Origin of the sequence: Yoonia sp., assembly GCF_965660735.1 — a bacterium.
Lineage (GTDB): Bacteria > Pseudomonadota > Alphaproteobacteria > Rhodobacterales > Rhodobacteraceae > Yoonia.
The window spans coordinates 14640-40109 of the sequence record NZ_CBFIBD010000022.1; the positions used below are offsets into that span (position 1 = coordinate 14640).

The 25470-nt window shown below is 59.7% G+C and carries 29 protein-coding genes; 10 read left to right on the forward strand and 19 right to left on the reverse strand.

What is annotated here, in order from left to right; translation table 11 throughout:
• Nucleotides 1-15: 15 nt before the first annotated feature.
• Together ACTG4B_RS09580 and ACTG4B_RS09585 are read left to right on the forward strand one after the other, a co-directional pair.
• Nucleotides 16-2091, forward strand: a complete 2076-nt coding sequence (locus ACTG4B_RS09580; RefSeq protein ID WP_439155509.1) for a molybdopterin-binding protein — start codon at nt 16-18, stop codon at nt 2089-2091.
• Nucleotides 2088-2666, forward strand: a complete 579-nt coding sequence (locus ACTG4B_RS09585; RefSeq protein WP_439155473.1) for a GNAT family N-acetyltransferase — start codon at nt 2088-2090, stop codon at nt 2664-2666. The genes ACTG4B_RS09580 and ACTG4B_RS09585 overlap by 4 nt, the downstream gene beginning before the upstream one ends.
• Here the strand turns inward: ACTG4B_RS09585 and mbfA are convergent.
• Nucleotides 2663-3640 (reverse strand): iron exporter MbfA, encoded by a 978-nt coding sequence (mbfA, locus tag ACTG4B_RS09590; RefSeq protein ID WP_439155474.1) that lies wholly within the window; start codon nt 3638-3640, stop codon nt 2663-2665. The genes ACTG4B_RS09585 and mbfA overlap by 4 nt on opposite strands.
• 194 nt (nt 3641-3834) lie before the next feature.
• Between mbfA and ACTG4B_RS09595 the strand changes: the two genes are divergently transcribed.
• Nucleotides 3835-4458: a TetR/AcrR family transcriptional regulator gene (locus ACTG4B_RS09595; RefSeq protein WP_439155510.1), complete on the forward strand. Its 624-nt coding sequence runs from the start codon at nt 3835-3837 to the stop codon at nt 4456-4458.
• Here ACTG4B_RS09595 and ACTG4B_RS09600 read toward each other — a convergent pair.
• Both ACTG4B_RS09600 and ACTG4B_RS09605 read right to left on the reverse strand, forming a co-directional pair.
• Entirely contained in the window at nt 4455-5198 is a 744-nt protein-coding gene (locus ACTG4B_RS09600) for an NYN domain-containing protein (protein ID WP_439155475.1), read from the reverse strand. The two genes, ACTG4B_RS09595 and ACTG4B_RS09600, sit on opposite strands and share 4 nt — an antisense overlap.
• A gap of 64 nt (nt 5199-5262) precedes the next feature.
• Nucleotides 5263-6375 carry an S-(hydroxymethyl)glutathione dehydrogenase/class III alcohol dehydrogenase gene (locus ACTG4B_RS09605; protein ID WP_439155476.1) on the reverse strand — a complete coding sequence of 371 codons (1113 nt, stop codon included), beginning with the start codon at nt 6373-6375 and terminating at the stop codon, nt 5263-5265.
• A 111-nt stretch (nt 6376-6486) separates the two neighbouring features.
• Here ACTG4B_RS09605 and ACTG4B_RS09610 point away from each other — a divergent pair, with 111 nt between their 5' ends.
• Genes ACTG4B_RS09610 through ACTG4B_RS09620 form a run of 3 tightly spaced genes read left to right on the forward strand, consistent with a single transcriptional unit; the run spans nt 6487 to nt 7296 of the window.
• Nucleotides 6487-6747 carry an I78 family peptidase inhibitor gene (locus ACTG4B_RS09610; RefSeq protein ID WP_439155477.1) on the forward strand — a complete coding sequence of 87 codons (261 nt, stop codon included), beginning with the start codon at nt 6487-6489 and terminating at the stop codon, nt 6745-6747.
• On the forward strand, nt 6738-6995 hold the full coding sequence (locus tag ACTG4B_RS09615; protein ID WP_439155478.1) for a hypothetical protein: 258 nt from the start codon (nt 6738-6740) through the stop codon (nt 6993-6995). Before ACTG4B_RS09610 ends, ACTG4B_RS09615 begins: the two co-directional genes overlap by 10 nt.
• Nucleotides 6961-7296: a DUF2794 domain-containing protein gene (locus ACTG4B_RS09620; RefSeq protein WP_439155479.1), complete on the forward strand. Its 336-nt coding sequence runs from the start codon at nt 6961-6963 to the stop codon at nt 7294-7296. The genes ACTG4B_RS09615 and ACTG4B_RS09620 overlap by 35 nt, the downstream gene beginning before the upstream one ends.
• Here ACTG4B_RS09620 and ACTG4B_RS09625 read toward each other — a convergent pair.
• The 3 genes from ACTG4B_RS09625 to ACTG4B_RS09635 all read right to left on the reverse strand — a co-directional run bounded on the left by ACTG4B_RS09625 (nt 7293) and on the right by ACTG4B_RS09635 (nt 9868).
• The gene (locus tag ACTG4B_RS09625; protein WP_439155480.1) at nt 7293-8108 is read right to left on the reverse strand and encodes a C40 family peptidase; all 816 of its coding nucleotides are present in this window, start codon (nt 8106-8108) and stop codon (nt 7293-7295) included. The genes ACTG4B_RS09620 and ACTG4B_RS09625 overlap by 4 nt on opposite strands.
• Nucleotides 8105-9484: a leucyl aminopeptidase family protein gene (locus tag ACTG4B_RS09630; protein WP_439155481.1), complete on the reverse strand. Its 1380-nt coding sequence runs from the start codon at nt 9482-9484 to the stop codon at nt 8105-8107. The genes ACTG4B_RS09625 and ACTG4B_RS09630 overlap by 4 nt, the downstream gene beginning before the upstream one ends.
• A 63-nt stretch (nt 9485-9547) precedes the next feature.
• Complete coding sequence (locus tag ACTG4B_RS09635) at nt 9548-9868, reverse strand: hypothetical protein (RefSeq protein ID WP_439155482.1); 321 nt, start codon at nt 9866-9868, stop codon at nt 9548-9550.
• A gap of 213 nt (nt 9869-10081) precedes the next feature.
• On the opposite strand from ACTG4B_RS09635, the gene ACTG4B_RS09640 reads away from it, so the two are divergent.
• The 3 genes from ACTG4B_RS09640 to ACTG4B_RS09650 are packed head-to-tail and all read left to right on the forward strand — an operon-like array spanning nt 10082 to nt 12038.
• Nucleotides 10082-10729, forward strand: coding sequence for a carbonic anhydrase (locus ACTG4B_RS09640; RefSeq protein WP_439155483.1), 648 nt, complete (start codon nt 10082-10084; stop codon nt 10727-10729).
• Nucleotides 10730-10750: 21 nt separating this feature from the next.
• The gene (locus tag ACTG4B_RS09645) at nt 10751-11728 is read left to right on the forward strand and encodes a sodium-dependent bicarbonate transport family permease (protein ID WP_439155484.1); all 978 of its coding nucleotides are present in this window, start codon (nt 10751-10753) and stop codon (nt 11726-11728) included.
• Between the two features lies 1 nt (nt 11729).
• Nucleotides 11730-12038, forward strand: coding sequence for a P-II family nitrogen regulator (locus ACTG4B_RS09650; RefSeq protein WP_439155485.1), 309 nt, complete (start codon nt 11730-11732; stop codon nt 12036-12038).
• On the opposite strand, the gene zapE is transcribed toward ACTG4B_RS09650, so the two are convergent.
• The 10 genes from zapE to greA form a co-directional block, all read right to left on the reverse strand.
• Nucleotides 12035-13090 carry a cell division protein ZapE gene (gene zapE, locus ACTG4B_RS09655; RefSeq protein WP_439155511.1) on the reverse strand — a complete coding sequence of 352 codons (1056 nt, stop codon included), beginning with the start codon at nt 13088-13090 and terminating at the stop codon, nt 12035-12037. The two genes, ACTG4B_RS09650 and zapE, sit on opposite strands and share 4 nt — an antisense overlap.
• 69 nt (nt 13091-13159) lie before the next feature.
• Complete coding sequence (locus ACTG4B_RS09660) at nt 13160-14083, reverse strand: alpha/beta fold hydrolase (RefSeq protein WP_439155486.1); 924 nt, start codon at nt 14081-14083, stop codon at nt 13160-13162.
• 53 nt (nt 14084-14136) lie between these two features.
• Nucleotides 14137-15048 (reverse strand): ornithine cyclodeaminase family protein, encoded by a 912-nt coding sequence (locus ACTG4B_RS09665; protein ID WP_439155487.1) that lies wholly within the window; start codon nt 15046-15048, stop codon nt 14137-14139.
• Nucleotides 15045-15668, reverse strand: coding sequence for an HAD family hydrolase (locus ACTG4B_RS09670; protein ID WP_439155488.1), 624 nt, complete (start codon nt 15666-15668; stop codon nt 15045-15047). The genes ACTG4B_RS09665 and ACTG4B_RS09670 overlap by 4 nt, the downstream gene beginning before the upstream one ends.
• 29 nt (nt 15669-15697) lie before the next feature.
• Nucleotides 15698-16660 (reverse strand): DMT family transporter, encoded by a 963-nt coding sequence (locus ACTG4B_RS09675; protein WP_439155489.1) that lies wholly within the window; start codon nt 16658-16660, stop codon nt 15698-15700.
• Between the two features lie 33 nt (nt 16661-16693).
• On the reverse strand, nt 16694-17143 hold the full coding sequence (locus tag ACTG4B_RS09680; RefSeq protein WP_439155490.1) for a YaiI/YqxD family protein: 450 nt from the start codon (nt 17141-17143) through the stop codon (nt 16694-16696).
• A gap of 22 nt (nt 17144-17165) precedes the next feature.
• Nucleotides 17166-17996: an S-formylglutathione hydrolase gene (fghA, locus tag ACTG4B_RS09685; protein ID WP_439155491.1), complete on the reverse strand. Its 831-nt coding sequence runs from the start codon at nt 17994-17996 to the stop codon at nt 17166-17168.
• 39 nt (nt 17997-18035) lie between these two features.
• Nucleotides 18036-18965 (reverse strand): AEC family transporter, encoded by a 930-nt coding sequence (locus ACTG4B_RS09690; protein WP_439155492.1) that lies wholly within the window; start codon nt 18963-18965, stop codon nt 18036-18038.
• 3 nt (nt 18966-18968) lie between these two features.
• Nucleotides 18969-19949 carry a hypothetical protein gene (locus ACTG4B_RS09695; RefSeq protein WP_439155493.1) on the reverse strand — a complete coding sequence of 327 codons (981 nt, stop codon included), beginning with the start codon at nt 19947-19949 and terminating at the stop codon, nt 18969-18971.
• A 15-nt stretch (nt 19950-19964) separates the two neighbouring features.
• A complete protein-coding gene (greA, locus tag ACTG4B_RS09700; protein WP_439155494.1) occupies nt 19965-20435 on the reverse strand; it encodes a transcription elongation factor GreA in 471 nt (156 codons plus the stop codon).
• A 205-nt stretch (nt 20436-20640) separates the two neighbouring features.
• Between greA and ACTG4B_RS09705 the strand changes: the two genes are divergently transcribed.
• Nucleotides 20641-22290, forward strand: coding sequence for an electron transfer flavoprotein-ubiquinone oxidoreductase (locus ACTG4B_RS09705; RefSeq protein ID WP_439155495.1), 1650 nt, complete (start codon nt 20641-20643; stop codon nt 22288-22290).
• A 53-nt stretch (nt 22291-22343) separates the two neighbouring features.
• Here the strand turns inward: ACTG4B_RS09705 and ACTG4B_RS09710 are convergent, their stop codons facing one another.
• From ACTG4B_RS09710 to ACTG4B_RS09720, 3 genes are all read right to left on the reverse strand, one after another.
• Nucleotides 22344-22493, reverse strand: a complete 150-nt coding sequence (locus ACTG4B_RS09710; protein ID WP_439155496.1) for a hypothetical protein — start codon at nt 22491-22493, stop codon at nt 22344-22346.
• A gap of 98 nt (nt 22494-22591) precedes the next feature.
• On the reverse strand, nt 22592-24241 hold the full coding sequence (locus ACTG4B_RS09715) for a DUF4139 domain-containing protein (RefSeq protein WP_439155497.1): 1650 nt from the start codon (nt 24239-24241) through the stop codon (nt 22592-22594).
• Between the two features lie 153 nt (nt 24242-24394).
• Entirely contained in the window at nt 24395-25417 is a 1023-nt protein-coding gene (locus ACTG4B_RS09720; RefSeq protein WP_439155498.1) for an aspartate-semialdehyde dehydrogenase, read from the reverse strand.
• Nucleotides 25418-25470: the final 53 nt, after the last annotated feature.

The following is a 25470-nucleotide window of genomic DNA, read 5'->3' on the forward strand; positions in this document are numbered from 1 at the left end:
TTCGACCGCGTCATCATGGTGGATTGGTCCGGCGGCAACGACCGTGGCCCAAAACCCACAAAAGACGCGATCTGGGCCTGTGTCGCAGCAAATGGCTATGCCGAAGACCCGGTCTATCTGCGTAACCGGCAAGTGGCCGAAGACTGGATAATCGCCACGCTGACCGAAATGCGCGATGCCGGTCACCGTGTGCTGGTCGGGTTCGACCTGTGCTTTGCCTACCCCGAGGGTTTCGCCACCCAAATCGTCGGGTCAGAGGACACGCTGGCGCTATGGGACTGGTTCGCGGTGCGCGTCACTGACAGCCCTGCGGGCAATAACCGCTTCGATCTGGCTGGCGAGATCAACGCGCTTTTACCCGGCACCGGCCCGTTCTGGTTCAACGGCCTGCAGCGCGATATTGCGCATCTGCCCCGCAAGGGGACCATGCGTCAGGATCACGGCCTGCCAGAAAAACGCGCTGCTGATCTGGCTGTCAAAGGCAGCTTTTCCCCTTGGCAACTGGCGGGCGCGGGTGCGGTTGGCGGGCAGGTGATCATGGGCCTGCCCACACTGTCACGCCTGCGCCACAGATTTGGCGCCGACCTGTCTGTCTGGCCCTTCCAGCCCGCCGATGCGCAAATCGTGCTGGCTGAAACGTATTTTTCCATGCTTCCCGATCTTGTCGCCACCGACCCGCACCCGATCAGGGACGCATCACAAGTTGCGGTTTATGCACGTGCCTTTTCTGCGCTGCCCCCCGATGAACTGGCCCGCCTGATGGCGGTGGACCCTACCCCGCAAGGCTGGGTACTTGGCGCGGGCGAAGCGGAAACCTTGAAGGCCTCGCGGCCCCCCGCATTGCAACCACCGCCCTTGCGCAACGATTGTTTCGCAATGCCACAAGGCGCGCATTGGACCCCCGTGGATGCCGCGCTGACACATTTGCGCACGCAACTCACGCCAATTGCACGCACAGAGGAACTGACCACCGCGCAAGCCGCCGGGCGCATTCTGGCAGGCAATGTGACGGCGCACAGATCACACCCGCCTGCCCCCAATGCGGCGGTTGATGGCTATGGCTTTGCCGGGCCGGCCCCGGAAGGGGTCAACACGATGCCGCTGGTCACCGGGCGCGCAGCGGCAGGGCAACCCTATGCCGGGGCTGTGCCCGCCGGCCACGCGATTCGCATCCTGACCGGTGCGAACCTGCCCGACGGCGTCGATACCGTCGTGCTGCAAGAGGACGTGCGCGCCACTGATACCAAAGTCGCCTTTCACGGTCCTTTGAAAAAGGGCGCAAATGCACGCCGCGCGGGCGAGGATATGACCGCAGGCAGCGTGATCATGCCCGCACGCCACAAGCTGACCCCCGCCGATATCGCAACGATTTCCGCAACCGGCGTGGGCAGTGTGCAGGTGCATCGGCGCTTGCGGGTTGGCGTGTTGTCCACCGGGGATGAACTCCGCCCGGCTGGTGACGCGGCAAACGAGGGGCAGATCTATGACGCCAATCGCCCGATGCTTTGCGCGGTCGCCGCACGCTGGGGGTATGACGTGGTTGATCTTGGGATCGCACCCGACGACCGGCCTGCCTTGCGGCAAATACTGGATGACGCGGCACCGCGCTGTGATGTCATCCTGACATCCGGCGGCGCATCTGCGGGGGACGAGGACCATATGTCGGCCCTATTGGAGGGGACCGGATCACTCGCGCTCTGGCGGATCGCAATGAAACCGGGGCGGCCGCTGGCGCTGGGAATGTGGCAGGGCGCGCCGGTTTTTGGACTGCCTGGCAATCCCGTTGCCGCTATGGTCTGCGCACTGATCTTTGCCCGGCCTGCACTGCGCGTTATGGCCGGAGGCACATGGGCCACGCCAGAAGGGTATCTGGTGCCTGCGGGCTTTGCCAAATCCAAGAAGGCGGGCCGGCGCGAATATCTGCGCGCCCGGATCGAGGACGGGCACGCAGCGGTCTTTCCTTCCGAAGGGTCAGGGCGCGTGTCGGGGCTCGGCTGGGCTACGGGACTTGTCGAACTTGGCGATGACGCGCTAGATATCGCCACCGGCGATCCGGTGCGTTTCATCCCTTTCGGCAGTTTCGATCTATGAAAATCACGACGGGCATTCCCGCAGTAAACCGCGCCGAAGCCGCCGATCTATACTGGGAGGCCTTTGGCGAGAAACTGGGGTTCGTGCTGGGGCCAAAATACCGTGCGCTGGTTTTTATCACCAGTGTCATGCGGTCAGATCACGGAATTTGCGCCCATGACGATGATGGCCGGCTTTTGGGTGTCGCTGGCTTCAAGACAATGCATGGGGCGCTTGTCGGTGCGGAGTTTCATGAACTGCGTCAGGTGTTTGGCTGGGTCGGTGCATCAATCCGCATCTTGCTGCTGGCTACTTTGGAAAAGGATACCGACAACGAACGCTTTGTCATGGATGGTATATTCGTGGCGCAAGAGGCGCGCGGCAAGGGGGTCGGCACCGCGCTGCTGAATGCCGTCGCACAAGAGGCAAAGACACGCGGTTACCGGCAGGTCCGTCTTGATGTGGTGGACAGCAACCCGCGCGCAAGGGCGCTTTACCTGCATGAAGGGTTCAGAGAGGTCGGCACGAAATCTATCGGAATCATGCGCAACATCTTCGGCTTTAGCCGCGTGACCACGATGGTGCGGGACGTCTAGCCAGATCCGATGATCGCACCCGCCGCAAAGACCAACGCCCCACCAAGAACCACCTGAAACGTCGCCCGCAAGAACGGCGTCTGCATATAGCGGTTCTGAATCCATGCGATCGCCCAAAGTTCGACGAAAACAACCACCAATGCAATGATCGTCGCTGTCCAGAATTCCGGGATCAGATAGGGCAACGCATGGCCCAGCCCGCCGACGGTCGTCATCACGCCTGCCGCAATGCCCCGTTTTAACGGCGAGCCCCGGCCGGAAATCTGGCCGTCATCCGATGCCGCCTCGGTGAACCCCATGGAAATACCCGCACCCACAGATGCGGCAAGGCCCACCAGAAAGGTCGTCCATGTATCTTGCGTGGCAAAGGCGACCGCGAAAATCGGCGCAAGGGTCGAAACCGACCCATCCATCAGCCCCGCAAGGCCAGGTTGCACCCATGTCAGGATGAACTGGCGGTGCGCGGCGGATTCTTCTTGCGATTTTTCATCCCCCCCCAAATGCACATCTGTCAGCTCTTCTGCCATTTGCGAGTGGCCCGCTTCGGCCGCAGCCAAATCACCCAATAATTTGCGCGTGGCTGCATCAGACGTATTTGCAGCAGCCGTTTCGTAAAAACGCTGTGCGTCGCGTTCCATCTGGGCTGCTTCTTCGCGGATGCGTTCAAGGCCAAGGTTTTCAACCAGCCAGACCGGTCGGCGGGCGTAGAATCCCGACACATGTTCGCGCCGGATCAATGGGATCACATCGCCAAATCGCGTGCTGTGCAGGTCGATCAGGCGTCGCCTGTGTTCATCTTCCTCTTGGGCCATCCCATCAAACACAGCCGCAGACGCTGGGTAATCTTCGCGCAGCATTTCCGCATAGGATCTGTAAATACGCGCATCATCCTCTTCCGATGAAATCGCAAGAGCCAGGATTTCCTGCTCTGACAAATCCTTGAACCGGCGGCGGTTGGCAAATCCGGGAATCATGATGGCCTCATAACTTTAGAACAATTCTAAAATAACCGCTTTACCATCAAGGGCAAGACCAAACAGCCCGGCTTCACCGACTGTATTGCCTCTTGCGGTCCGCACCTTGCAGCGAGAGGTGCCGAAAGATGCGCGCTATCCGCTTGCCCGAACTGAACGGACCAGTTTATGATGCCGTATCACAGGGGGAACTTATGCCTGACGGCAGCATCGAGCCAAAAAAAGGACGCAAATTTGATCAGGTGCTGGAAGGCGCCAGACAAGTCTTTATGTCGGATGGGTTCGAAGGGGCGTCCGTCGATGACATCGCCCGCGCCGCAGGTGTATCCAAGGCCACACTTTACAGTTATTTTCCTGACAAGCGTTTCCTGTTCATGCAGGTCGCCAAGACGGAATGTTGCAGACAGGCAGATACTGCGCTTGATTCCATCGACATGAATGCCCCCGTCCAAAAAGTGTTGTGCGACATCGCCTGCCAGATGGTCGCGTTCATCACATCGGGATTTGGCAAACGGATTTTCCGCATCTGCGTCGGCGAAAGCGACCGCTTTCCCGAACTGGGACGGGAATTTTATGAAAGCGGCCCGCTGCTGGTGCGTGACCGGTTGGTCGCATATTTCGATCAGGCCATTGCGCGGGGCGAATTACAGATCGACGACCGTAAACTGGCCGCCGATCAGTTTCATGAATTGTGCAAGGCCGACCTGTTCCCGCGCATGGTCTTCAACATGGCCGACGAATTCACCGACGCCGAAAAGATGCGCGTTGTGAACGGTGCCGTGGATATGTTCATGGCCCGCTACGGGGTGCGCGATTAATCCAGACGGCGCGCCTCGTGGTGGTTGCCCTGACCTTTTCTGATTTCGAAACGTCCCGTCTTTTCCAGCAGGTCGCTTAACTTTGCGCTGCCGTAGGTGCGCGAATCAAAGTCGGGATTTGCGCGGGTGATATACTGCCCCAACTGTCCCAGTGAAAACCATTCGCCTTCACGGTCGATGCTTTCCATCGCCTTGATCACAAGCGGGATCGCCTTGGATGGTGGTTGCCGCGCAGTTGCCCCAGCGGCCGGAGCAGTTTTCGTACCCTTGTCCACCTTTGCTGGCGCGGTCTCTTTATCCTGTCCCACGATGTTTTCGATCAGGATGAACCGGTTGCAAACGTTGCGCAGGCTGACTGGCGCTTTGCTTTCGCCAATGCCGATCACATCAACCCCGTCTTCGCGCAGGCGATTGGCCAGCGCGGTGAAATCGCTGTCTGAACTGACCAGCACAAATCCATCGAACCGTCCGGTGTGCAGAATGTCCATCGCGTCGATCACAAGTCCGATGTCGCTGGCGTTCTTGCCCTTGGTGTTGGCGGTTTCCTGACTGGCGACCATGCCCAATTCCATCACTTCCTTTTTCCAGTTGCCCAATGCAGAGCTGGACCAGTCGCCATAAACGCGGCGGAGTGCTGGCTCGCCGTATGTCGTGATCTCGCGCAGGATGGGGGCTGCGTATTTCGCAGGGATGTTGTCCGCGTCGATCAAGACCGCCAACAGTTTTTGTTCGCGCGCCATTTGGTTTCCTTTCAAAGTAAAAAAAGCCCGGGATCAACCCGGGCCCTTGGTGTCTGCCGCGCGTTTAAAATTCCACAACAGCGCGGATCGACTTGCCTTCATGCATCAGATCAAAACCTTTGTTGATGTCGTCCAGCGTCAGCTTGTGCGTGATCATCGGGTCAATCTCGATTTTGCCCTGCATGTACCAATCGACGATCTTTGGCACATCCGTCCGGCCCCGCGCACCGCCAAAGGCCGTGCCGCGCCAGCTCCGGCCGGTGACCAATTGGAAGGGCCGCGTCGAGATTTCGGCACCCGCAGGGGCCACACCGATGATGATGCTTTCGCCCCACCCCTTGTGCGCGGATTCCAGCGCGGTGCGCATTACGCCCACATTGCCGGTCGCGTCGAATGTGTAATCGGCCCCGCCACCGGTCAGAGCAACCAGATGCGCGACCAGATCGCCCGTTACCTCGGACGGGTTGACGAAATCCGTCATGCCGAACCGCGTCGCCATTTCGATTTTGCCGGGGTTCAGATCAACACCGACGATCTGATCGGCCCCCGCAAGGCGCAACCCCTGAATGACATTCAGGCCGATGCCACCCAAACCAAAAACGATGGCGCGGCTGCCGATTTCCACCTTGGCGGTATTGATAACCGCACCAATCCCCGTGGTTACACCGCAGCCGATATAGCAAATCTTGTCGAACGGCGCGTCTTCTCGCACCTTGGCCAGCGCGATTTCCGGAAGCACGGTGTGGTTGGCGAAGGTCGAACAGCCCATATAGTGCAGGATCGGCGTGCCATCGAGCATGGAAAACCGGCTGGTCCCATCCGGCATCACACCAGCACCTTGCGTTGTGCGGATCGACTGGCACAGGTTGGTTTTCGGGTTCAGGCAATATTCGCACTCGCGACATTCCGGCGTGTAAAGCGGGATCACGTGATCACCCGGTTTCAGGCTGGTGACACCGGGGCCAACCTCGACCACGACACCGGCACCTTCGTGACCCAGAATCGCAGGGAACATCCCTTCGGGATCATCCCCGGACCGGGTGAATTCATCGGTATGACAAATGCCCGTCGCCTTGATTTCAACCAGAACCTCGCCTGCTTTTGGGCCGTCAAGGTTCACTTCCATCACTTCAAGCGGCTGGCCTGCTGCCATTGCCACTGCTGCACGTGTCCGCATGTGTCCATCTCCCTTTATTCGCCGCGAAGATCAGGCATAGCAGGTGGAAATTCAACCGCTCAGTTGTGGTTGGCTTGCAAAAACCGCCGCGATCAAGGCAATCTGCGTGTTATGAAACAGTTGATCCCATTTGCGCTTTGCGCCGCTTGCGCCGCGACACAGCCGGTGCCGCCTGCCCTGGAAGACACCTGCGGCGCGGTGGACAACGCGGCATTGATTGGCCAGGATGCAACCGCGCTGGAAAAGGTTCTGATCATTGGGATGGTGCGCGTGATCCGGCCCGGCGACATGGTGACACAGGATTACAGGCCCACCCGCATCAATTTCATGATCGGTGCTGACGAAAAGATCACGTCAATCACATGCGGTTAAGAGGAGAAGCCAACGAAATGTTTCCGGTGTCACGAACTGAGTGGGGGCTGTTTGCCGCGACACCGGAAAGCACTTCGTTATGGTATCATGGTGTTGCGAACTTGTGTTCCGAGTTAGCAATGGTTGCGGCGCAAGAAGGGTCTTTTCAAGGCAAAAAGATGGCGCCGCCTGATGACCGCTTGATTTCCGGCCGCTTTGACGCGACGCTGACGTATGACCGTTTTGCCGCCTTCCCCTTTCTCGAATGACCCGCAGGTTGCGTTCCACCGCAGTGAACTTGGCCTGATCCTTGGGCTTTATGGCCGAATGGTCGCTGCGGGTGAATGGCGCGACTATGGTATTTCCTGCCTGCGCGAAGTGGCTGTATTTTCCGTGTTCCGACGGACGGCAGAACACCCGCTATACCGGATTGAAAAACGCCCCAAGCTGCGTCTGAGGCAAGGGCAATACGCCGTGATCGGCATGGATGGTCAGGTTCTCAAACGCGGCAACGATCTGCGGCAGGTTCTGCGCGTACTGGAACGCAAGCTGATCCGGGCGGTTGATTAGGCGACCCGTCTGTGCGCGATGACCGGTCCGTCGCCCTGGGCCTCAATTCGCAGAATCGCCTGCGCCAGCGGTTCATAGGCAACGGCCATGTGATGCGCATTGGCATGGATCAGCGTTTCTGCCTCCACCATCATGGCAACATGGCCTTTCCAGAACAGCAGATCACCGCGGCGTGGCTGATCTGTGAAATCATCGCCTAGCGCCTGCTGGAGATCGCTATCGCCGGGACACGCCGTGTTGCACAACGTCAGGCTGGCGCTGACCAACCCCGAACAATCGATCCCGCGTGTAGAATTCCCACCCCAAAGATACGGCACACCAAAATGCATCTGTGCCACGGTGGCTGGATCCTGGAACGGGCGGTCAAGCGGGCGCAAATGTCGCTTGGGCACGAAACCCGCGTCGGTTTCGAAAAACTTACGCCTCTCGTCCAGCACCCTGACGCGCGCGCCGAGCGGCAGTGCCATGACTGCGGGTGATTTGAAGTCTTCGGCGGCGTAAGCATGCGTTGCCGGGCTGGCCACGAAATGGCTATGGGCAACCGGCGGCCCAAGACAGCCTGTCGGCAGATAGCCCACATATCCGTCAGCCGCCTGCACGAACGACCAGCCCGCGTGATCTTCGAAAACGGTCACCGTGGCACCGCGCAAAAGCTGACGGTCACGCGGGCCACCCGGCGCGGCACAAAGGTCAGTCACAGATTCCAGCAGGGCCATCGGCCAACCGGAGACAAATCGCGCGGCACTGACCTGCCCGGCCAGATGCATGGCGGCGACGCGGTTATTCGCCGGGGTCAACCGCCGGTCGGTCACAGTTTCAGCAGCTTTGGCAAGGCCTCCAGCACGGCCCGCGCGCCCATACCAACGCCACCTTTGGGGCGGGCCGGGGCCGGTTTCGGCTGCCATCCGTAGATGTCGAAATGCATATAGGGGCTTTTCACAAAACGCCGCAGAAAAAGCGCGGCGGTGATGCTGCCCGCCATGCCGCCCGCCGGGGCATTGTCCAGATCGGCCACGCCCGGTTCGATCATCGGCTCGTAAGGGTCGTGAAACGGCATCCGCCAAACCGGATCGGCCACCGCTCGCGCCGCCTTGGCAATTGCATCGGCATGCGCATCGTCGTCCGTATAGAATGGCGACAAGTCCGGGCCGACAGCCACCCGCGCAGCTCCTGTCAGTGTCGCCATGGAGATCACAAGATCCGGATCGTCTTCGTCCGACAGGGTCAATGCGTCAGCCAGCACCAACCGCCCTTCGGCGTCCGTGTTGTTGATCTCCACGGTCAGCCCCTTGCGCGATGTCAGAATATCCTGTGGGCGGAACGCGTTTCCGGCAATGCTGTTTTCCACCGCCGGTATCAGCAGCCGCAACCGCAGTCTGAGCCCCAGCGCCATGATCATATGCGCCAGCCCAAGCACGGTTGCAGCACCGCCCATATCCTTTTTCATCAGCCCCATCGACGAACCGGGTTTGATATTCAGCCCGCCGGTGTCGAAACACACACCCTTGCCGACCAGCGTCAGCTGCGGCCCGGCATCGCCCCAACGCAGGTCCAGCAGGCGCGGCGCGCGGGTCGAGGCGCGACCGACCGTGTGGATCAACGGAAAATTCGCCGGAATCAGATCATCGCCAGTGATGACATTGATCGCGGCACCATGTTCCGACGCAAGAACGCGGGTCGCATTTTCCAGCTCGTCAGGGCCCATATCGGATGCGGGGGTGTTGATCAGATCGCGGGTCAGCGCCTCGCCGTTGGCGATGATGGTCAGGCGGTCCGCATCAATACCGTCAGGCGCAACAAGCTGCGCGTTGGCTGACGCAGGTTTGCGATAGCGGTCAAAGGAGTATCCTGCCAGTAACCAGCCCAGTGCTGCCTCTTCCAGAGCTGCGCCAGACAGACCCTCGGTGATCCGGTATGTGTCCTTGGGCAGCTTTTGCGCCACCTCTGCCATGTGAAACCGCCCGCGCGCGCGCTTTTCGGGGGTTCCGTAGCCGACAAGCACCTGTGCGATGGCCCCGGCATCATCGGGGATCGTAATATACTCACCCAAGTCTGCGGAAAACCCCTGCACCTTGACCCAGGCCCGTGCCGATTCGGAAAGCCCGTTGAGCACCTGATCAATTTTGTCAGCGGCGACAACACGCAGCGGAATCGCAGTTTCAGTATCGGCGGCAAAGGCAAGGGGCATGATCTGTCCGTTCAGTTGTTTGCGCGGTCAGACTACAACCCCACCCATGGGCCGCAAGCCCCGTCAACCGCTATCGCGAAAATTCCAAACCTCGGACACGCCGACATCAAAACCGCGTTCTAGCCGGGCCAGCGTCGCCTCCAGCGCGACACCATCCGCCTGAGACAGGCAGGTGACTACGTGATAGGCTGCAACGGATACTTCGGTCAGACCGATCTGATCGGCGACCAGCCCAATGCGACGGGCCGGTTTCAGCATGGTCTGAAAGCTGCAGTCTTCCAGACCTTGCTGCAATGCGTCCAGCCCGTGCGCGATGTCTTCCAAAATGCGGCAAATCAGATCCTCTGCGACGGCTGGGTCTTTTTCCACAAACAGCCGTTGCATTGGCGCAGGGTCAAAATGCAGCAAGTCAGGGCAACGCAAGACAATTACCGCAGGATCAGCCGGCCAGAGCAACCCGATATGAGATATGTTATTTTCCATAACCACATATCTAGCCAATGAAAGTTCCCAGAAGGTTGAAGCCGAACTGAATTATCTCTCGAAATTCAAGAAAATGCGACGTATCTACGGTCAAAGCCAAAACAGGTCCGGCCCATGAAACATGCACGTCCCCTTCCCAGTTATCTGGTCACCCGTTACCACGGCTGGAAGGCAACAACCTATGCCGAGAACAAAAGCTGGTATCGCCATCTGGCCGAAGAAGGCCAGCACCCGCGCGCCATGGTGATTTCATGCTGTGACAGCCGTGTCCATGTCACGGCAATCTTCGGGGCCGATCAGGGCGAGTTCTTTATCCACCGGAATATCGCGAACCTTGTGCCGCCGTATAATCCCGACGGGGAATATCACGGCACCTCCGCTGCGGTCGAATATGCGGTAACGACGCTTAAGGTCGCACATCTGATCGTGTTGGGCCATTCGGGGTGTGGCGGGGTCGAGGGCTGTTATGAGATGTGCGCGGGCAACGCCCCGCAACTGGAAAAAACCAGCAGTTTCGTGGGCCGCTGGATGGATATTCTGCGCCCCGGCTATGACCAGTTGCCCGATGGCGATGACGCGACCCGCAAGCGGGCACTGGAAAAGGCATCGGTTCTGATTTCGCTGGAAAACCTGATGACTTTTCCGTTTGTCAGGCAGGCCGTCGAGGATGACCATTTGTCACTTCACGGGCTGTGGAACAGTATCAGCGACGGCGGGCTGGAGGCATACGATCCGGCCAGCCAGCGCTTTGTCGCGTTTTGATCGCCAGGGTCCGGGGGCGCCATGACCGAGATATTATCGCTTGCCGGGGCCAACCTAATATCGCCCATCATCCTGAGCTTTGCACTTGGCATGGCCGCTGCCCTTGCCCGCTCTGACCTGACCATCCCCGAGGCCGTCGCCAAGGGCATGTCGATTTATCTGCTGTTCGCCATCGGGTTCAAGGGCGGCGTGGCGGTCAGCGCACATGGGGTCGATGCCACGCTGATCCTGTCGCTGGTTGCCGGACTGGTCCTGTCATTCGGACTGCCGCTGATTGCCTTTGCACTGCTGCGCATGATGACGGGACTGAACACCACCGACGCCGCTGCGGTCGCTGCACACTACGGGTCGATCAGCATTGTGACCTTTGTCGCGGCAACCTCTATCTTACAGGGTCGGTTGATCGATGCCGAGGGGTATATGGTCGCCGTCGCCGCCGTGATGGAAGCCCCGGCGATCCTGTCCGCACTATGGCTGGTGGCACGCAGCGGCGGGTCGGGGCGGATGGAACCGGGCCTGATGCGGGAAATTCTGCTGAACGGGTCGATTGTTCTGCTGGTCGGGTCGTTTGCCATCGGGGCAATCACCGGCGAAAAGGGGCTTAAGGAAATCAGTGCCTTTATCGTATCGCCCTTCAAGGGCGTGCTATGCCTGTTTCTGCTGGATATGGGGCTGATCGCCGGGCGTGGTTTGCGCCAGTCCAAGGGTGTGCTTGGCATCGGGGCGATCGGTTTTGCCATTGCCATGCCGCTGATCGGATCGGGCATCGGGCTGGGGCTGGGCATGTTGATCGGGCTGTCGCTGGGCGGGATTGTGCTGTTGATGGTGCTTGCCGCATCGGCCAGCTACATCGCCGTGCCCGCCGCCATGCGCGTCGCCCTGCCAGAGGCGAACCCTTCGATTTATCTGACACTGTCACTGGGCGTGACATTCCCTTTCAACCTGACGCTGGGCATTCCGCTATACCTTGCCGCGGCTCAGTTCATGACCGGAGGCTGACATGGACACACATATCGCCAAACGCGTGGAAATCGTGATCGAAGCACCGCTGGAACGACGGCTGGCGCAGGTTCTGAACGACGCCGGTGTCACGGGCTACACGATCCTGCCGGTGCTGGGCGGTTCCGGACGGTCAGGGAAATGGACCCGCGAAGGACAGGTTGGTCGGGCCGGCATGGTCGCCTTTGTCTGCCTGATCAGGCCCGAGCGGCTGGACGGGTTGCTGGAAGCAGCCTTTTCGGTGGTAGAGAAACATATCGGCGTTGTCAGCATCACCGATGCCCACGTGCTGCGGGCGGAACGGTTCTAACGACCCCAGCCTTCTGACTGCATTTCGCGCAACCGGCTCGCCGTGCGTTCAAACTCGAACGTTCCTTCGCCTTCGACATAAAGCATTTCAGGCGCGGCGGCGGCGCTGCAGATCAGTTTGACCTTCGCTTCGTACAGCGCGTCGATCAGCGTAACGAAACGTTTGGATTCGTTGTAGTTCCGGCGCGACAGCTGTGGAATTTCATCCACGATCAGCACCCGCACAGCATCAGCCAACGCCAGATAATCAGCAGGCCCCAGCGGCCTGCCGCACAGGTCATAGAAAGTGGCGCGCGCAACGCCGTTGCTGAACCTTGGCAATTCCACCTGCCGGCCGTTGACGTGCAGCACCAGCGGTTCGGATTTCCCCCCGCTCAGATCGTGCCAGATTTGGGCGATAGCGGTTCGCGTTTCTGCGTTGATCGGGGTGAAATAGGTCTGTTGACCAGTCAGACGGTCCTGCCGGTAATCGGTATCGCTGGTCAGTTCATGCACCACCATGTGATGCTTGAGCAGGTCGATGAACGGCAGGAACAGCTGCCGGTTCAGCCCGTTCTTGTACAGATCATCGGGGTGCCGGTTCGACGTCGTGACAACCACAACCCCTGCGGCGAACAGCGCCTCGAACAGGCGGCCCACGATCATGGCGTCCGTGATATCGCTGATCTGCATTTCGTCAAAGGCCAGAAAACGGACATCGCCCGCCAGCTTGGCCGCGACCGGGGCGATGGCATCATCGACGCCCCGCTTGCGGGCTGCGTTCATTTCGGAATGCACCCACTGCATGAAGGCATGAAAATGGCGGCGCTGCTTGGGGGCGCTGACCTGTTCGTAAAGCAAATCCATCAGCATGGATTTGCCGCGCCCGACCCCGCCCCACATATATAATCCTGGAATTGGCGGCGGTGCCTTGCGAAAAATCCCCGCCTTTTTCACCGGTTCGGCAAGTGCAGCGCGCACACGTTCCAATTCCGGCAGAACGGCAAGCTGCGCGTCATCCGGGCAAAGCGTGCCTGCATCAACGGCGGCGGCATATACCTCTTGTATGGTCATATCAAAGGGATAGCGCGCCTGCCCTGCGTTGAAAAGCGGTGGCCGCAAACCCTCTTCATTTTGGGCTGGTCACTCGCGCAGGGCAATGCGGATCGCATCGACAACCTGTTCGCTGTGGGTGTACGGCAGCGCGTGCGTCGCGCCCTTTACAACATGCTGGCGCGCTGTCCTGTTCCATTGCACAAGCAGTTCCAGGGCCGTGAGAGGGATCACCTGATCCTGTTCGGCCCAAATTGCGACGACAGGGATGGCCTTGCGCGCCAGGCTGCGGTGTTCGTTTTCCTGAACCTCTGACAGCATTGCCCGCCTGCTGGACAAGACCGCCGGCAGGAACCCCCGACGGTTCAATTCCTGCCGCTGGGCCAACAGGATATGGCTGATGTCCGGCTGACGGGCGCGGGCGGGAATCGCCCCTCGGATCTGGCGGGCACCGGCAATGCCGTGCAGCCAATCACCCAAAATGGGCACGCTGCGGCAAAAACGGATCAATCTGCTTTCATTCAGCATGATGCCCGACCCGGCCACCATGACCACGCGTTTGATCCGCTCGGGATTTTCGGTGGCAAAGGCCGTGGCAATCGCACCGCCCATGGAATAGCCCACCAACGTGATATTCCCACCCGTTTTCTGATCCGCAAGCAGGTCGGACAGCTGCCGCAGAAAAAAGTGTCGGTCCTGCACGCCCGTCGCCGCATCGGACAAGCCGCGCCCATATAGATCGTAGATCAGCACCCGATAGCCCAAGCCACCCAGGCCGCGCGCCAACGGTTCCATCCCAATGGAAGGCGTGGTCAGCCCGTGAATGATCACCGCGACAGGCCCACGCACCGGCCCGATCCAGCGAAAATGAGTCACACCTTGTGAAAGTTGCGCAAAATCACCCTCGGTCCCTTGCCTGTCCGCCGCCCGAACAGGCGCGCGCAGCCACTCTCGGGCCCAAGGCGCGATGACCAGCGCAACCGCGCCAAACGCTATCACAAAGACATACGACACCCCTGTGAAGTCCCTCTCTGAACCATCAGCGCGCTAACACCTGATGTTCCGGCCTAGCGCGCCATCCATGTATCGAGAATGTAGCGGCTGGTCATCAAATCAAGATGTGCGCCACCGCCATTCTTGAAAAGCGTGATTTCAGCAGAATCTTGCCGCTGGAATGCATCCAGCGCATAAAAATCGGCCACAACATCATTTTCAGCAATCACACCGGCAGCGATGGGGATTTTCAGCTCGCCGATATGACCGATCGTCGTCTCTCGGCTATCCACGAAAATGCGCGCCCGTTGCAACGCGGCATCATCCGCCTCGCGCATGTCGGGACGGTAGGCGCCGATCAGGTCGATGTGCTGGCCCGGTTGCAACCAGTCGCCGTTGATGATGGGTTCCGTCGTCATCGTCGCCGCTGTCACGATGTCGGCGGCGCGCACAGCCGTTTCCAGCTCATCAGCGATGGCAACCCCCGGATGCGCGGCGGCAAAGGCCGCAGCCCCGTCAGGCGACCGGTTCCAGATGGTGAATTGCGCCCCGGAAAAGGCGGCGCCATAGGCCTGCCAAAGCGAATGGCCCACGGTGCCCGCCCCCACGATCAAAATCTTGCGACTGTCAGGCCGGGCAAGCCGGCGGGCGGCCAAAAGGCTATCACCGGCGGTCTTCCATTTCGTCACGAGATGAAAATCAAGGATCGCCTCCAGCGTGCCGTCCTGCCCCGAAAACAGGTTCACCGCGCCGCCAATGGCCGGTTTACCCTGCGCCCGGTTGCCGGGAAAAATCGTGGCGCATTTCACCGCCAGACCCATGCCCGCAATCCATGCCGAACGGTTCAGCAAGGTGTTTTCGCCTTCGTAGAGGAACACATCCGCCACTTCGGCCCGCGGCAAATCATGCCCGCCCGCCAGCGCATCGGTCAGGGCCAGCCAGTCAAGATGTGCCTCGCCTTGCTCAAACGGGATCATCACGGTCATTGTGCGGCCTCCTGTGTCAGCAGACCTGCGTCAACCAAGCGGTCTGCCCAGCCTTGCGGGCCGTCAAACAGATGCGTCTGCCAGCCTCTGTCTGCTGCGATATAGATATTGTCGATACGATCGTCCGCAAACAACAGGCTGGATGGATCAAGCCCGCAATCCTGTTCCACCATTTCATAAATGCGCGTTTCGGGTTTGATCACCCCCATATGCCCAGAGATATATCGGCGGTCGAACTCGCCCAGAAAAGGATAGACCGGTTCGGCAATCGCAAAGGTCTGGATGCCGAAATTGGTCAGGGCAAAGACCGGCACACCGTTTTCACGCAGCGCACGCAAAAGCCTGACGGAATGATCAATCGCGGGGCTTGCCATATCGATCCAGCGGTCGTGCCACATCAGCACCTCGTCGCGCCATGCCGGGTTGGCATGGGCCATCGCATGGACCGTTTGCGTAAAATGCGCGCCACGGTCCACCGCGTCGTTCATGGCATGCAGGTCAATTGCGTCAAACATCGCACGCCGGCGGTCGGGGCCGATCACACTGTCAAAAAAGCGTTCCGGCTGCCATTCTATCAGCACATTGCCGATATCGAAAATCACTGCGTTGACGTCTGGCATGGGCTTCCTCTGATATTTTCCGGATCACCTTAACGGCGCAGCGGTCGCTGTAAAGCGGGGCTGTCCAACACCCGTTCGCGCCATACCGAGAACAACCCCGCCCCAAGGATCAGCGCCATCCCCAGATAATCCAGCACAACGGGAAATTCGTTGAAAACCAGCATCCCCCAGACCACCGACATCGGCAGGGCAAGGTATTCAAAAGGCGCGACCAGCGATGCCTCGGCCACGCGGTAGGCCTGGCTGATCAGAAAGCCGCCGAACGCGATACCAACGCCGATCAGCACGAAAATCGGATAATCGGCAGGCACCGGCCACGACCACGCCCGCAGCAAGAACGCCAGCGACGGATCGCTTTGGTCGCCGAACCGCCCATCACCCACGACCAGCCCCATCAGCAGACAAACGACGATGAACACGATCTGGATATAGAACGCCATCGTCACCGCCGATTCCGTGCCACCAATCCGGCGGGTCATCGTGTGCAGGCCCGCATAGAAAAATGCCGCCGCCAGCGGAAACAGCGATGCGGGCTGAAACGCTTGTGTGCCCGGGCGCATCATGATCAGCACACCGACAAACCCCACCGCAATCGCGGCCCAGCGCCGCGGCCCCACGGTTTCGCCCAGAAAAATTACCGAAAACAGTGTGATGATCAGCGGGCTGATGAAAAAAATCGCCACCGCCTCGGCCAGTTCCATGGCGGCCAGTCCAAGGAAAAACATCATATTGGCAAAGACAACACAAAGCCCGCGCAACAGATGCATGGGCAGGCGTTTGGTGCGGGCGATCGCCCAGCCGCTGGTAAAGGGCGCAATCAGCGCCACAATGACAATCAGCCCAATCACCGACCGGATGAGCACCACCTGATGCAGCGCGTAACCACCGCTCAGGAATTTGATCGCCACGTCGTTGATCGAGAGAAAGATCACCGAAATCGCAGCGCACAGCGCGCACAGCGTGGTCGGAGAGATGTTGGACAAACGGTTCATGTCACAAGTGCTGACAGCACCGCGCACGCCTGTCTATCCCTGTCGTGCAGCGGCGCGCACCGCGCGTTCCAGCGCATCCAGAAACCGGGCGCGGTCGGCCTTGCTGAACGGTTTGCCACCGCCTTGGCGAAACGGGTCGGCGGCGCGCATATCGGCCATCAGATCGCGCGTGGCCAGCACGTTTCCGATGTTGGCCTGCGTCAACGCCTCGCCATTGTGTTTCAGCACCAGCGCACCGTTTTCGATGCAACGTGCGGCAAGGGGGATGTCGCCGGTGATGACCACATCGCCCGCCTTGACCCGATCCGCGATCCACATGTCGGCCACGTCGGGGCCGTCGGGCACCACGACCGTTTCCACCAGCGGGTTCTGGCTGGGCCGGATGCCACCGTTTGACACAACGAAGATCCGCAACTTGTGCCGCGTGCCGACGCGTTCGACCTCGGCCTTCACCGGGCAGGCATCGGCATCAACGTATATCATTTGCGCTCCTTCGGTGCGACTATCACGCGTATAGCGCTTCAGCATGAAGGGCCACGTGGTCTTCCATGAAGGTCGAGATGAAGAAATACGAATGATCATAACCCTTTTGCAGGCGGATCGTTCCTTCTTGGCGTTTTGCAGCCATGGCGGCGGCAAAGGCTTGTGTGCCCAGCAGGTCACCAAACTGATCATCCGTGCCGGTGTCGATCAGGATCGGCCCGTCGAAACCGGGCCCCTGCATCAACAGCGTCGCATCATGCGGGCCCCACTTACTTTCATCAGCGCCCCAATAGGCCGTGAATTGCTTGCGCCCCCAATCGCTTTGCGTGGGGTTGCAGATCGGGGCAAATGCCGACACCGACCGGAACCGGCCCGGCAGCGCCATCGCAAGGGTCAGCGCCCCGTGTCCGCCCATTGAATGGCCGCAGACCGACTGGCGGTCCATGTCGAGGGGGAAGTTTTCACCCAGCAACGCGGGCAATTCATCGGCGATGTAAGTCCACATCTTGTAATGTTCGGCCCAGGGTTTCTCTGTCGCGTCAATGTAGAAGCCTGCGCCCTGCCCCAGATCATAGGCGTCGTCATTGGCTACGTCTGTCCCCCGTGGCGAGGTGTCGGGAAAGATCAGCGCGATGCCCTGTTCGGCGGCCCAGGCCTGTGCACCTGCCTTGGTCATGGCGTTTTCATGGGTGCAGGTCAGGCCCGATAAAAACCACAAGACAGGGACCGGACCGTGGGCCGCTTCCTCTGGCAGGAAAACGGCAAATGTCATGTCGCAGTTGCAGGCGGTGGATGCGTGGGAATACACGCCCTGCGTACCACCAAAAGACCGGTTTTCTGAAATTGTCTGCATGATGCTCCCCTGTGGTTTGGCGCAATGGCTAACGCACCCTTAAAACGATGTCACCCATGCAATGACAAGCGACACGGTCACGATGCTGGCGGCCGTCGACAGCAGGATCGCCGCAGAAACTCGCGTGGGTGCGACCCCGTAATGCTGCGCCAGCATGAACACGTTGCCCGCCACCGGCAACGATGCCGCCGCGATCATCACGCCCGCCGGATAAGGGGCAATGCCGAACACGAACAAGGCCGCGACTGCCACGGCTGCCGGGTGCAGCACCAGCTTGCAAAAGGACAGCCAGCCTGCCACCACCACCCGTTCAGCCGATTTCGTAGCCAGCGAGGCACCAATGGCAAACAAAGCACCGGGCGTTGCGGCCGCCCCCAGCAAGGTCATAAATTCGTTTACCGGTCCCGGCATCGGAATGTTATTTGCCGATACCAGTAGCCCCAACACGATCGACACGATCATCGGGTTTTTCAACAGACCCATGCCGACGGTCAACGGCACCCGCCACAATGCGCCACCGCCGCGTGATCCGGTAATCAGAATCACGATCAGGCTGCCGAAAAAGATCAAATCGACCGCCAGCACCATCATGATCGGGCCAATCGCCGCGTCGCCCAGCAGCAGGACAAGCATCGGGATCCCCAGAAAGCCGACATTGCCGATCACGGCACATTGCGCCTCGACCGCGGCTTCGGCGACGGACAGGCGGCGATACATCGCCACCAGTGTCGCCAGCACGTAAATCACTGCGGTCCCGCCCAGATACGCCAACACGAACGGCCAATCCAGAATGTCCCCCAGCGACAGGTTTGCCGAAAACCGGAACAGCATGGCCGACAGCGCGAAGTAAAAGACGAATTTGGTCAGATAGGCCGTCGCCTCGGGCGTGAAAAACCGGGTGCGTCCCGCCCCATAACCCAATCCGATCAGCATGAAGAACGGCAAAGTCTTGAGAAAGATTTCCCACATGGCTTAGCGGAACGTGCCCGTCGCACGCCCCAGCAGCACAAATGCCCGTGCTGTGCGCGTGTCGGCCATGGCCAATATGTCGGTATCGGTCGCCTGTTCCTCGAAAATCACCAGCATCTGATCGAACCGGCGCAGGAAATGATGCACCGCGTCACGGAAAATCGTATCCTCGCGCATGCGGGCGGTCGCGACATCCAGCGTATCGCCATCACGCACTGTGCCCAGCTTGGCGACAGCGGCACCGCGTTCCCCTTGGGCAAATCGCCGCCACATGTCGGCACCCACAGGCTCGGTGCGCAGATCGTCCATATAGATACCGTCCTGTGACAGCAGTGTAAGAACATCCTGGCTGGCCTGCACCAGCTTGCGTGCGCCCCGGTCACGCAGGGCGCGACGCAGCGCTGCAAATCCTTCGGTATCGCTTTCGTCATCGGGAAAATGTAGCGCGCGGATCATGTCGGCACGCGCCAGTGCCGGGCGTTCATCCAATGCAGCCGTATCCAGTGACAGGCTGGGCTGGTCTGCGGGCATTTGCGGGGCCGGCTGCGGCACGATCAGCCGTGACACCTCGCGGCGCGAGGCAAATCGGGTCGGCGCTTGCGCGGTGTCAACAGAAAGCTCTGACGCAGGCGCTGTCACCGGCTGTTCCACGCGCGAGGTTTCCACCTTTCTGGCCGCGCGTTCAGCAAGCTGGTCTTGGCGGATCTTGTCGATAGCCTGCTGCAACCGATAGGTTTCCATCCGCGCCGCGCGCGACGACCGTGCCGCGTACACCGCGACCCAAATCAAGCCCAGAGGCATGAATGCCGCAATCAGGATCAGCAGGAAGCCCATGCTGTCAAAAGGGGCAACAACGGGTGGTGACAACCACAGCAACATCCCCAGCGCGACGACCCAGCCAATCGCCAGAGCCGCGCCTATGATGTCCGCACGAACCAGCCCGCCAGCGGATGATCCTGTTTCGCTCGTGTCATTCCGCGCCATTATATGCGCACTTTCTTACTTGAACGTGATTTTCAGAATTTCATAACTGCGGACACCGCCGGGGGTTCGCACCTCGACGCTGTCACCTTCGTCCTTGCCGATCAAGGCGCGTGACAAAGGCGATTTCATGTTCAGCTTGCCCCGTTCAATGTCGGCTTCGTATTCGCCGACGATCTGATAGGTTTTCTCTTCGTCGGTGTCTTCATCCACCAGATCGACGGTCGCGCCGAACTTGATCGTGCCCGACAGCTTGGTCGGATCAATCACGTCGGCAAGCGAAATAACGCCCTCAAGCTCTTTCACGCGCCCTTCGATAAAGGACTGTTTTTCCTTGGCGGAATGATACTCTGCGTTCTCGGACAGGTCGCCATGTTCACGCGCCTCTGAAATGGCGCGGATGATCGCCGGGCGTTCCACAGTCTTGAGATGCTTGAGTTCCGCGTCCAGTTTGTCGAAACCAGCGCGGGTCAGTGGGATTTTTTCCATCGTGCGTTCCCTTCCGGATCGAAAACTACCAATCGGACGTTCATAGCCTATTGAGGTGGATCAAAGTCAAGGCCCGCCTGCGATTTGCTGTCGCGACAGGCGTTTTTGACGTCGTGTCTTGATTGCCCCGTAATCTGCCATCAGGTAACCCTTGGTGCGACCGAATAAAAGGGGGCATAGCCCCAACCCAACAAAGGATGCGACCATGGCGCAGATTGAACGCGAAGCAATGGAATATGACGTCGTTATCGTAGGCGCAGGGCCTGCGGGGCTTTCTGCGGCGATCCGGCTGAAACAGAGAGATGCTGATCTGAATGTCGTGGTGTTGGAAAAAGGGTCCGAGGTCGGTGCGCATATCCTGTCAGGCGCAGTGCTGGATCCCGTTGGTCTGAACACGCTGATGCCGGACTGGAAAGAAAAAGGCGCGCCGTTGAACGTGCCGGTGAAGCAAGACAATTTCTATATGCTGGGTGCCGCCGGCCAGTTACGCATTCCCAATTTCACCATGCCGCCGCTGATGAACAACCACGGCAATTACATCGTGTCCATGGGCAACGTCTGCCGCTGGATGGCCGAACAGGCCGAGGCGATGGGCGTTGAAATTTTCCCCGGCATGTCCTGTTCCGAACTGGTCTATGGCGAAAACGGCGAAGTGAAAGGCGTGGTCGCCGGTGAGTTCGGCAAGAACCCCGACGGCACGCCCGGCCCGTCCTACGAACCGGGGATGGAACTGCACGGCAAATACGTCTTCCTTGGCGAAGGCGTGCGCGGGTCGCTGTCCAAGCAAGTGATCGCGAAATACGATCTCGCGGCGAAATCCGATGTCCAGAAATACGGCCTCGGCATGAAGGAAATCTGGGAAATCGACCCCGCCAAGCACCGGATCGGCACCGTCACCCACACGATGGGATGGCCGCTGGAGAGCAATGCAGGCGGAGGGTCATTCATTTATCACCTTGACAATAATCAGGTTTACGTCGGTTTCGTCGTGCATTTGAACTACAAGAACCCGCATCTGTTTCCATACATGGAATTCCAGCGGTTCAAGCATCATCCGATGGTCGCGGACCTGCTCAAGGGCGGCAAGCGCGTCGCCTATGGTGCGCGCGCCATTTCCGAGGGCGGTTACCAGTCGCTGCCGCAGCTTGAATTCCCCGGTGGCGCGCTTTTGGGTTGTGCGGCGGGCATGGTCAATGTGCCACGCATCAAGGGCAACCATAACGCCATGCTGTCAGGAATTGCGGCCGCCGATGCAGCGGCAGATGCGATCAAGGCGGGCCGCGGGGGTGATCTGCTGGACGGTTATGAGGCCGCTGTGCGCAAGGGCCCTATCGGCGAAGATTTGAAAAAGGTGCGCAATGTCAAACCGCTCTGGTCGAAATACGGGCTGACTGCATCGCTGGCCATTGGCGGGCTGGACATGTGGATGAACACCTTTGGCATCGGCGTTCTGGGCACGCTTGCGCATGGCAAATCTGACGCCGCCGCGACCGAAGAGGCCAGCAAGCACAAACCAATCGACTATCCCAAGCCAGACGGCACGCTGTCATTCGACCGACTGACCAATGTGTCCTTCAGTTTTACCAACCATGAAGAAAGCCAGCCAGCCCACTTGCATCTGATTGACCCTGATGTGCCGGTCAACGTGAACTTGGCGAAATATGCAGGCCCATCTGCGCGCTACTGTCCCGCAGGCGTCTATGAATTTGTCACCGAAGAGGGCAAGGACCCGCGTTTCGTGATCAATTTTCAGAACTGCGTGCATTGCAAGACCTGCGACATCAAAGACCCCAGCCAGAACATCAACTGGACCGTGCCACAGGGCGGTGATGGACCAAACTACCCCAATATGTAATGATAAAACGGGGCCTTGCGAGGCCCCGTTTTAAGTTTGCGCGGCAAGTGGGCCTAATGGCGCGGCATCCGCTGCAAATCATGGGCGAACAGCGACAGTATCTCGTCCCGCGTGACGTGGTCAGGGGCATCCATTGGGGCCGCATTGGTATTCGCGGCCTGCATGAATGGCAAAAGTCTGAATAGTAAAAATGCGCGTTTCATCGTGTCTCAACTCCCGTGGGTTTTGCTTCGATACCCCCAAGGCACGATGGACCTGCGCAAAGAGTTTCACACTTCCTGAAATGGGTCGTATTGGGTGGTTAGCGCAGCACGTAGCCATCAGGCCATTTCAACGTATAATCCAACCGCACCTCTTGTCTGGTTTGCGTAGGAACCGACAGGTCCCATTCCAGAATACCGCGCCGCCCGTCGGGATCCATGCGTGTCACGGGTGGCGTCGCGGTGACAGTCAGTTCCAGATCGTCCTGTTCAGTATAAGGCACTGCATCGCGTAACAGCACATCCCAGTCTTGCCCGGTCAGATTGTCCACCCCGATCAGAACAGTTTCCCGAAACTCATTCGCGCGGGAAAACACCCCGGTTTCCCCTTCAGACCTGCCAGGAATGGCGCGGGTCAAGCGGATGCCATCCAGCGGACCAAAGCCTATCTGCACGTCAGCCCCGGCGGCCAGCAATGGCAGTTGATCGAACCCGATCATCGTGCCGTCAGCATATAACAGGGCCTGACCGGGCAGCAGCACCTCTGCTGTGGTATTGGTGAACGCGGCCACGCGATAGGCAATGTTGTCACGGCTTGGCGCGGCCTCGGCCCAGACACGGGCGTCAAATTCCAGCGTATCCAGCGGCAGGCGCAGATCCTCGACCCCGTTGCGGATCGTGACGGTGCCAGGATAGCTGTAGGTCACGTTCGCACCGCTGAAATCGGCGATGGCCTTGAAAGGGGCCGCTTCGGCCAACTGCGTGGGCGCAGGCGCCACGTTGCTGCGCAGCGCGCCGGACGAATCCGCCAACGGGCGCGGGCGTTCCAGCTCGTCCTCTGGAACGATCCGGCGGGGATAGGAATAAACCTCGCTCGGGGCGGTCTGTTCGCCGGGCCGGGCGGTGGACAGGACCAGTTTCACATCCCGCCAGTCCTGTCCGGTGGATTGGCTGACGACCACCGACCGTTCAAGGGTCAGCGCCGCATTTTCGCCGGTGGTCAGACGCATATCATAGATCGGCGACCAAGTTGCGAACCCTTCGATCGCGCTGGCGGTGACAGTCACATCGCGCGCGGTGGCCGTTTCCACCGTAAAGGTCAGGACCGATCCGTCTGTTTCAGGCGAGAGCAGTGCCGCAAGCGCCTGCTTGGCCTCTTCCAACGCCTGAACGTCATCCTCGCGCGCGCGCTCTGCGGCCTTGGCCTCTTGCTCGGCGGCAAAGGCGGCTTGCCTGACACGCAGGGTTTCGGTGCCCACCATTTGCGCCAGCGCCTGAATGTCGGCAATGGTGCTGCCGGTCAGCGTTTCGCCCGCGCTGGCCTGGCTCAGGCTTTGCAGGAACGTGATCTGTTCATTGGCGGCCTGCACCCGCAGGCGGATTTCGGCAATGGCCGCTTCCCTATCGCGCAGCACCTGTTCCAGCCTGACCACATCGGCCCGCGCGGCAACAACGGCGGGCCGGTCCTGATCGGGGGTCACGGGCAACCGGCCTCGCGCCAGATTGACCGCGCCGATCTGAACACCATCGGGGGCCACAAGCCGCAGACCCTGCGGATCAAGGTTTTCCGGCAGACCCGGCACCACAATCTCATGTCGCCCCGCAGGCAAGCCAAGGCTAATGTCGCGGGCAACCGTGGCCTGACCGGGATAGATGGTCACGGTATCTACACGCGCCAGCCCGATGATCGTATCGGCATGTGCGGGGGTGGTCAGCGCAATCACGCTGATCGTCAAAAGGGGGCGGAACATGGCAATTCTCCTCGCGCAATTCAGCTGAATCCTAGCGCTTTGTACGATCTGTTGCACCTGTGCATTGAAATGTCCGGTCATTTTCCGCGCAGGGTGCAGACATAAAAAAGAGGCACCAAAAGGCGCCTCTTTCCAGAACGGTTCTGATGGGTGTCAGCCTTTTTTCAGGCACTCGCGCCCCAAAAGCTCAGCAATCTGCACCGCGTTCAACGCGGCACCCTTGCGCAGGTTGTCAGACACGCACCACAGGTTCAGACCGTTGTCGATCGTGCTGTCCTGCCGGATGCGGCTGATAAAGGTCGCAAAATCGCCCACGCATTCAATCGGCGTGACATAGCCGCCGTCTTCGCGCTTGTCGATCACCATGACGCCGGGGGCCTCGCGCAGGATGTCGCGGGCTTCATCTTCGTCCAGATGGTCCTCGAATTCGATATTGATCGCTTCGGAATGGCCGACAAAGACCGGAACCCGCACGCAGGTGGCCGTCACCTTGATCTTGGGATCAACGATCTTTTTGGTCTCGGCGACCATTTTCCACTCTTCCTTTGTCTCGCCGCTGTCCATGAACACATCGATATGCGGGATGACGTTAAAGGCGATCTGCTTGGTGAATTTCTTGGCCGGTTTATCGTCGGTGGGGTTATACATCGACTTTGTCTGGTCCCACAGTTCGTCGATGCCTTCCTTGCCGGCGCCGGACACCGATTGATAGGTGCTGACCACGACCCGCTTGATCGTCGCGCGATCGTGCAGCGGCTTGAGAGCCACGACCATCTGCGCGGTCGAACAGTTCGGGTTCGCGATGATGTTTTTCTTGGCATAGCCATGGATGGCCTGCGGGTTCACCTCTGGCACGATCAGCGGCACGTCCGCATCGTAGCGGTAAAGCGAAGAATTATCGATAACGACGCAACCCGCCTTGGCGGCCTTGGGCGCATAAATTTTGGTGGCGTCAGAACCGACCGCAAACAGCGCCATATCCCAGCCAGTGAAATCGAAGGTATCCAGATCCTTGGTTTTAAGGGTGGCATCGCCAAAGCTGACCTCGGAACCCAGCGATTTACGGCTAGCGAGTGCGGTAATTTCGTCCACGGGGAACTGGCGTTCCGCGAGGATGTTCAGCATTTCGCGGCCCACGTTGCCCGTGGCGCCGACGACGACGATTCTGTAGCCCATTGGCTGGCTCCTTGATTGCAACTGCGCCCCTTTAACGCGGCTGTGGCGCAAGG

Excerpts from the sequence above, each read along its gene's own strand:
- ACTG4B_RS09580 (WP_439155509.1), top strand. The coding sequence starts at position 16 with ATGGTGGATTGGTCCGGCGGCAACGACCGTGGCCCAAAACCCACAAAA.
- ACTG4B_RS09585 (WP_439155473.1), top strand. The coding sequence starts at position 2,088 with ATGAAAATCACGACGGGCATTCCCGCAGTAAACCGCGCCGAAGCCGCC.
- mbfA (WP_439155474.1), bottom strand. The coding sequence starts at position 3,640 with ATGATTCCCGGATTTGCCAACCGCCGCCGGTTCAAGGATTTGTCAGAG.
- ACTG4B_RS09595 (WP_439155510.1), top strand. The coding sequence starts at position 3,835 with ATGCCTGACGGCAGCATCGAGCCAAAAAAAGGACGCAAATTTGATCAG.
- ACTG4B_RS09600 (WP_439155475.1), bottom strand. The coding sequence starts at position 5,198 with ATGGCGCGCGAACAAAAACTGTTGGCGGTCTTGATCGACGCGGACAAC.
- ACTG4B_RS09605 (WP_439155476.1), bottom strand. The coding sequence starts at position 6,375 with ATGCGGACACGTGCAGCAGTGGCAATGGCAGCAGGCCAGCCGCTTGAA.
- ACTG4B_RS09610 (WP_439155477.1), top strand. The coding sequence starts at position 6,487 with ATGAAACAGTTGATCCCATTTGCGCTTTGCGCCGCTTGCGCCGCGACA.
- ACTG4B_RS09615 (WP_439155478.1), top strand. The coding sequence starts at position 6,738 with ATGCGGTTAAGAGGAGAAGCCAACGAAATGTTTCCGGTGTCACGAACT.
- ACTG4B_RS09620 (WP_439155479.1), top strand. The coding sequence starts at position 6,961 with ATGACCGTTTTGCCGCCTTCCCCTTTCTCGAATGACCCGCAGGTTGCG.
- ACTG4B_RS09630 (WP_439155481.1), bottom strand. The coding sequence starts at position 9,484 with ATGCCCCTTGCCTTTGCCGCCGATACTGAAACTGCGATTCCGCTGCGT.
- ACTG4B_RS09635 (WP_439155482.1), bottom strand. The coding sequence starts at position 9,868 with ATGCAACGGCTGTTTGTGGAAAAAGACCCAGCCGTCGCAGAGGATCTG.
- ACTG4B_RS09640 (WP_439155483.1), top strand. The coding sequence starts at position 10,082 with ATGAAACATGCACGTCCCCTTCCCAGTTATCTGGTCACCCGTTACCAC.
- ACTG4B_RS09645 (WP_439155484.1), top strand. The coding sequence starts at position 10,751 with ATGACCGAGATATTATCGCTTGCCGGGGCCAACCTAATATCGCCCATC.
- ACTG4B_RS09650 (WP_439155485.1), top strand. The coding sequence starts at position 11,730 with ATGGACACACATATCGCCAAACGCGTGGAAATCGTGATCGAAGCACCG.
- zapE (WP_439155511.1), bottom strand. The coding sequence starts at position 13,090 with ATGACCATACAAGAGGTATATGCCGCCGCCGTTGATGCAGGCACGCTT.
- ACTG4B_RS09665 (WP_439155487.1), bottom strand. The coding sequence starts at position 15,048 with ATGACCGTGATGATCCCGTTTGAGCAAGGCGAGGCACATCTTGACTGG.
- ACTG4B_RS09670 (WP_439155488.1), bottom strand. The coding sequence starts at position 15,668 with ATGCCAGACGTCAACGCAGTGATTTTCGATATCGGCAATGTGCTGATA.
- ACTG4B_RS09675 (WP_439155489.1), bottom strand. The coding sequence starts at position 16,660 with ATGAACCGTTTGTCCAACATCTCTCCGACCACGCTGTGCGCGCTGTGC.
- ACTG4B_RS09680 (WP_439155490.1), bottom strand. The coding sequence starts at position 17,143 with ATGATATACGTTGATGCCGATGCCTGCCCGGTGAAGGCCGAGGTCGAA.
- fghA (WP_439155491.1), bottom strand. The coding sequence starts at position 17,996 with ATGCAGACAATTTCAGAAAACCGGTCTTTTGGTGGTACGCAGGGCGTG.
- ACTG4B_RS09690 (WP_439155492.1), bottom strand. The coding sequence starts at position 18,965 with ATGTGGGAAATCTTTCTCAAGACTTTGCCGTTCTTCATGCTGATCGGA.
- ACTG4B_RS09695 (WP_439155493.1), bottom strand. The coding sequence starts at position 19,949 with ATGGCGCGGAATGACACGAGCGAAACAGGATCATCCGCTGGCGGGCTG.
- greA (WP_439155494.1), bottom strand. The coding sequence starts at position 20,435 with ATGGAAAAAATCCCACTGACCCGCGCTGGTTTCGACAAACTGGACGCG.
- ACTG4B_RS09705 (WP_439155495.1), top strand. The coding sequence starts at position 20,641 with ATGGCGCAGATTGAACGCGAAGCAATGGAATATGACGTCGTTATCGTA.
- ACTG4B_RS09710 (WP_439155496.1), bottom strand. The coding sequence starts at position 22,493 with ATGAAACGCGCATTTTTACTATTCAGACTTTTGCCATTCATGCAGGCC.
- ACTG4B_RS09715 (WP_439155497.1), bottom strand. The coding sequence starts at position 24,241 with ATGTTCCGCCCCCTTTTGACGATCAGCGTGATTGCGCTGACCACCCCC.
- ACTG4B_RS09720 (WP_439155498.1), bottom strand. The coding sequence starts at position 25,417 with ATGGGCTACAGAATCGTCGTCGTCGGCGCCACGGGCAACGTGGGCCGC.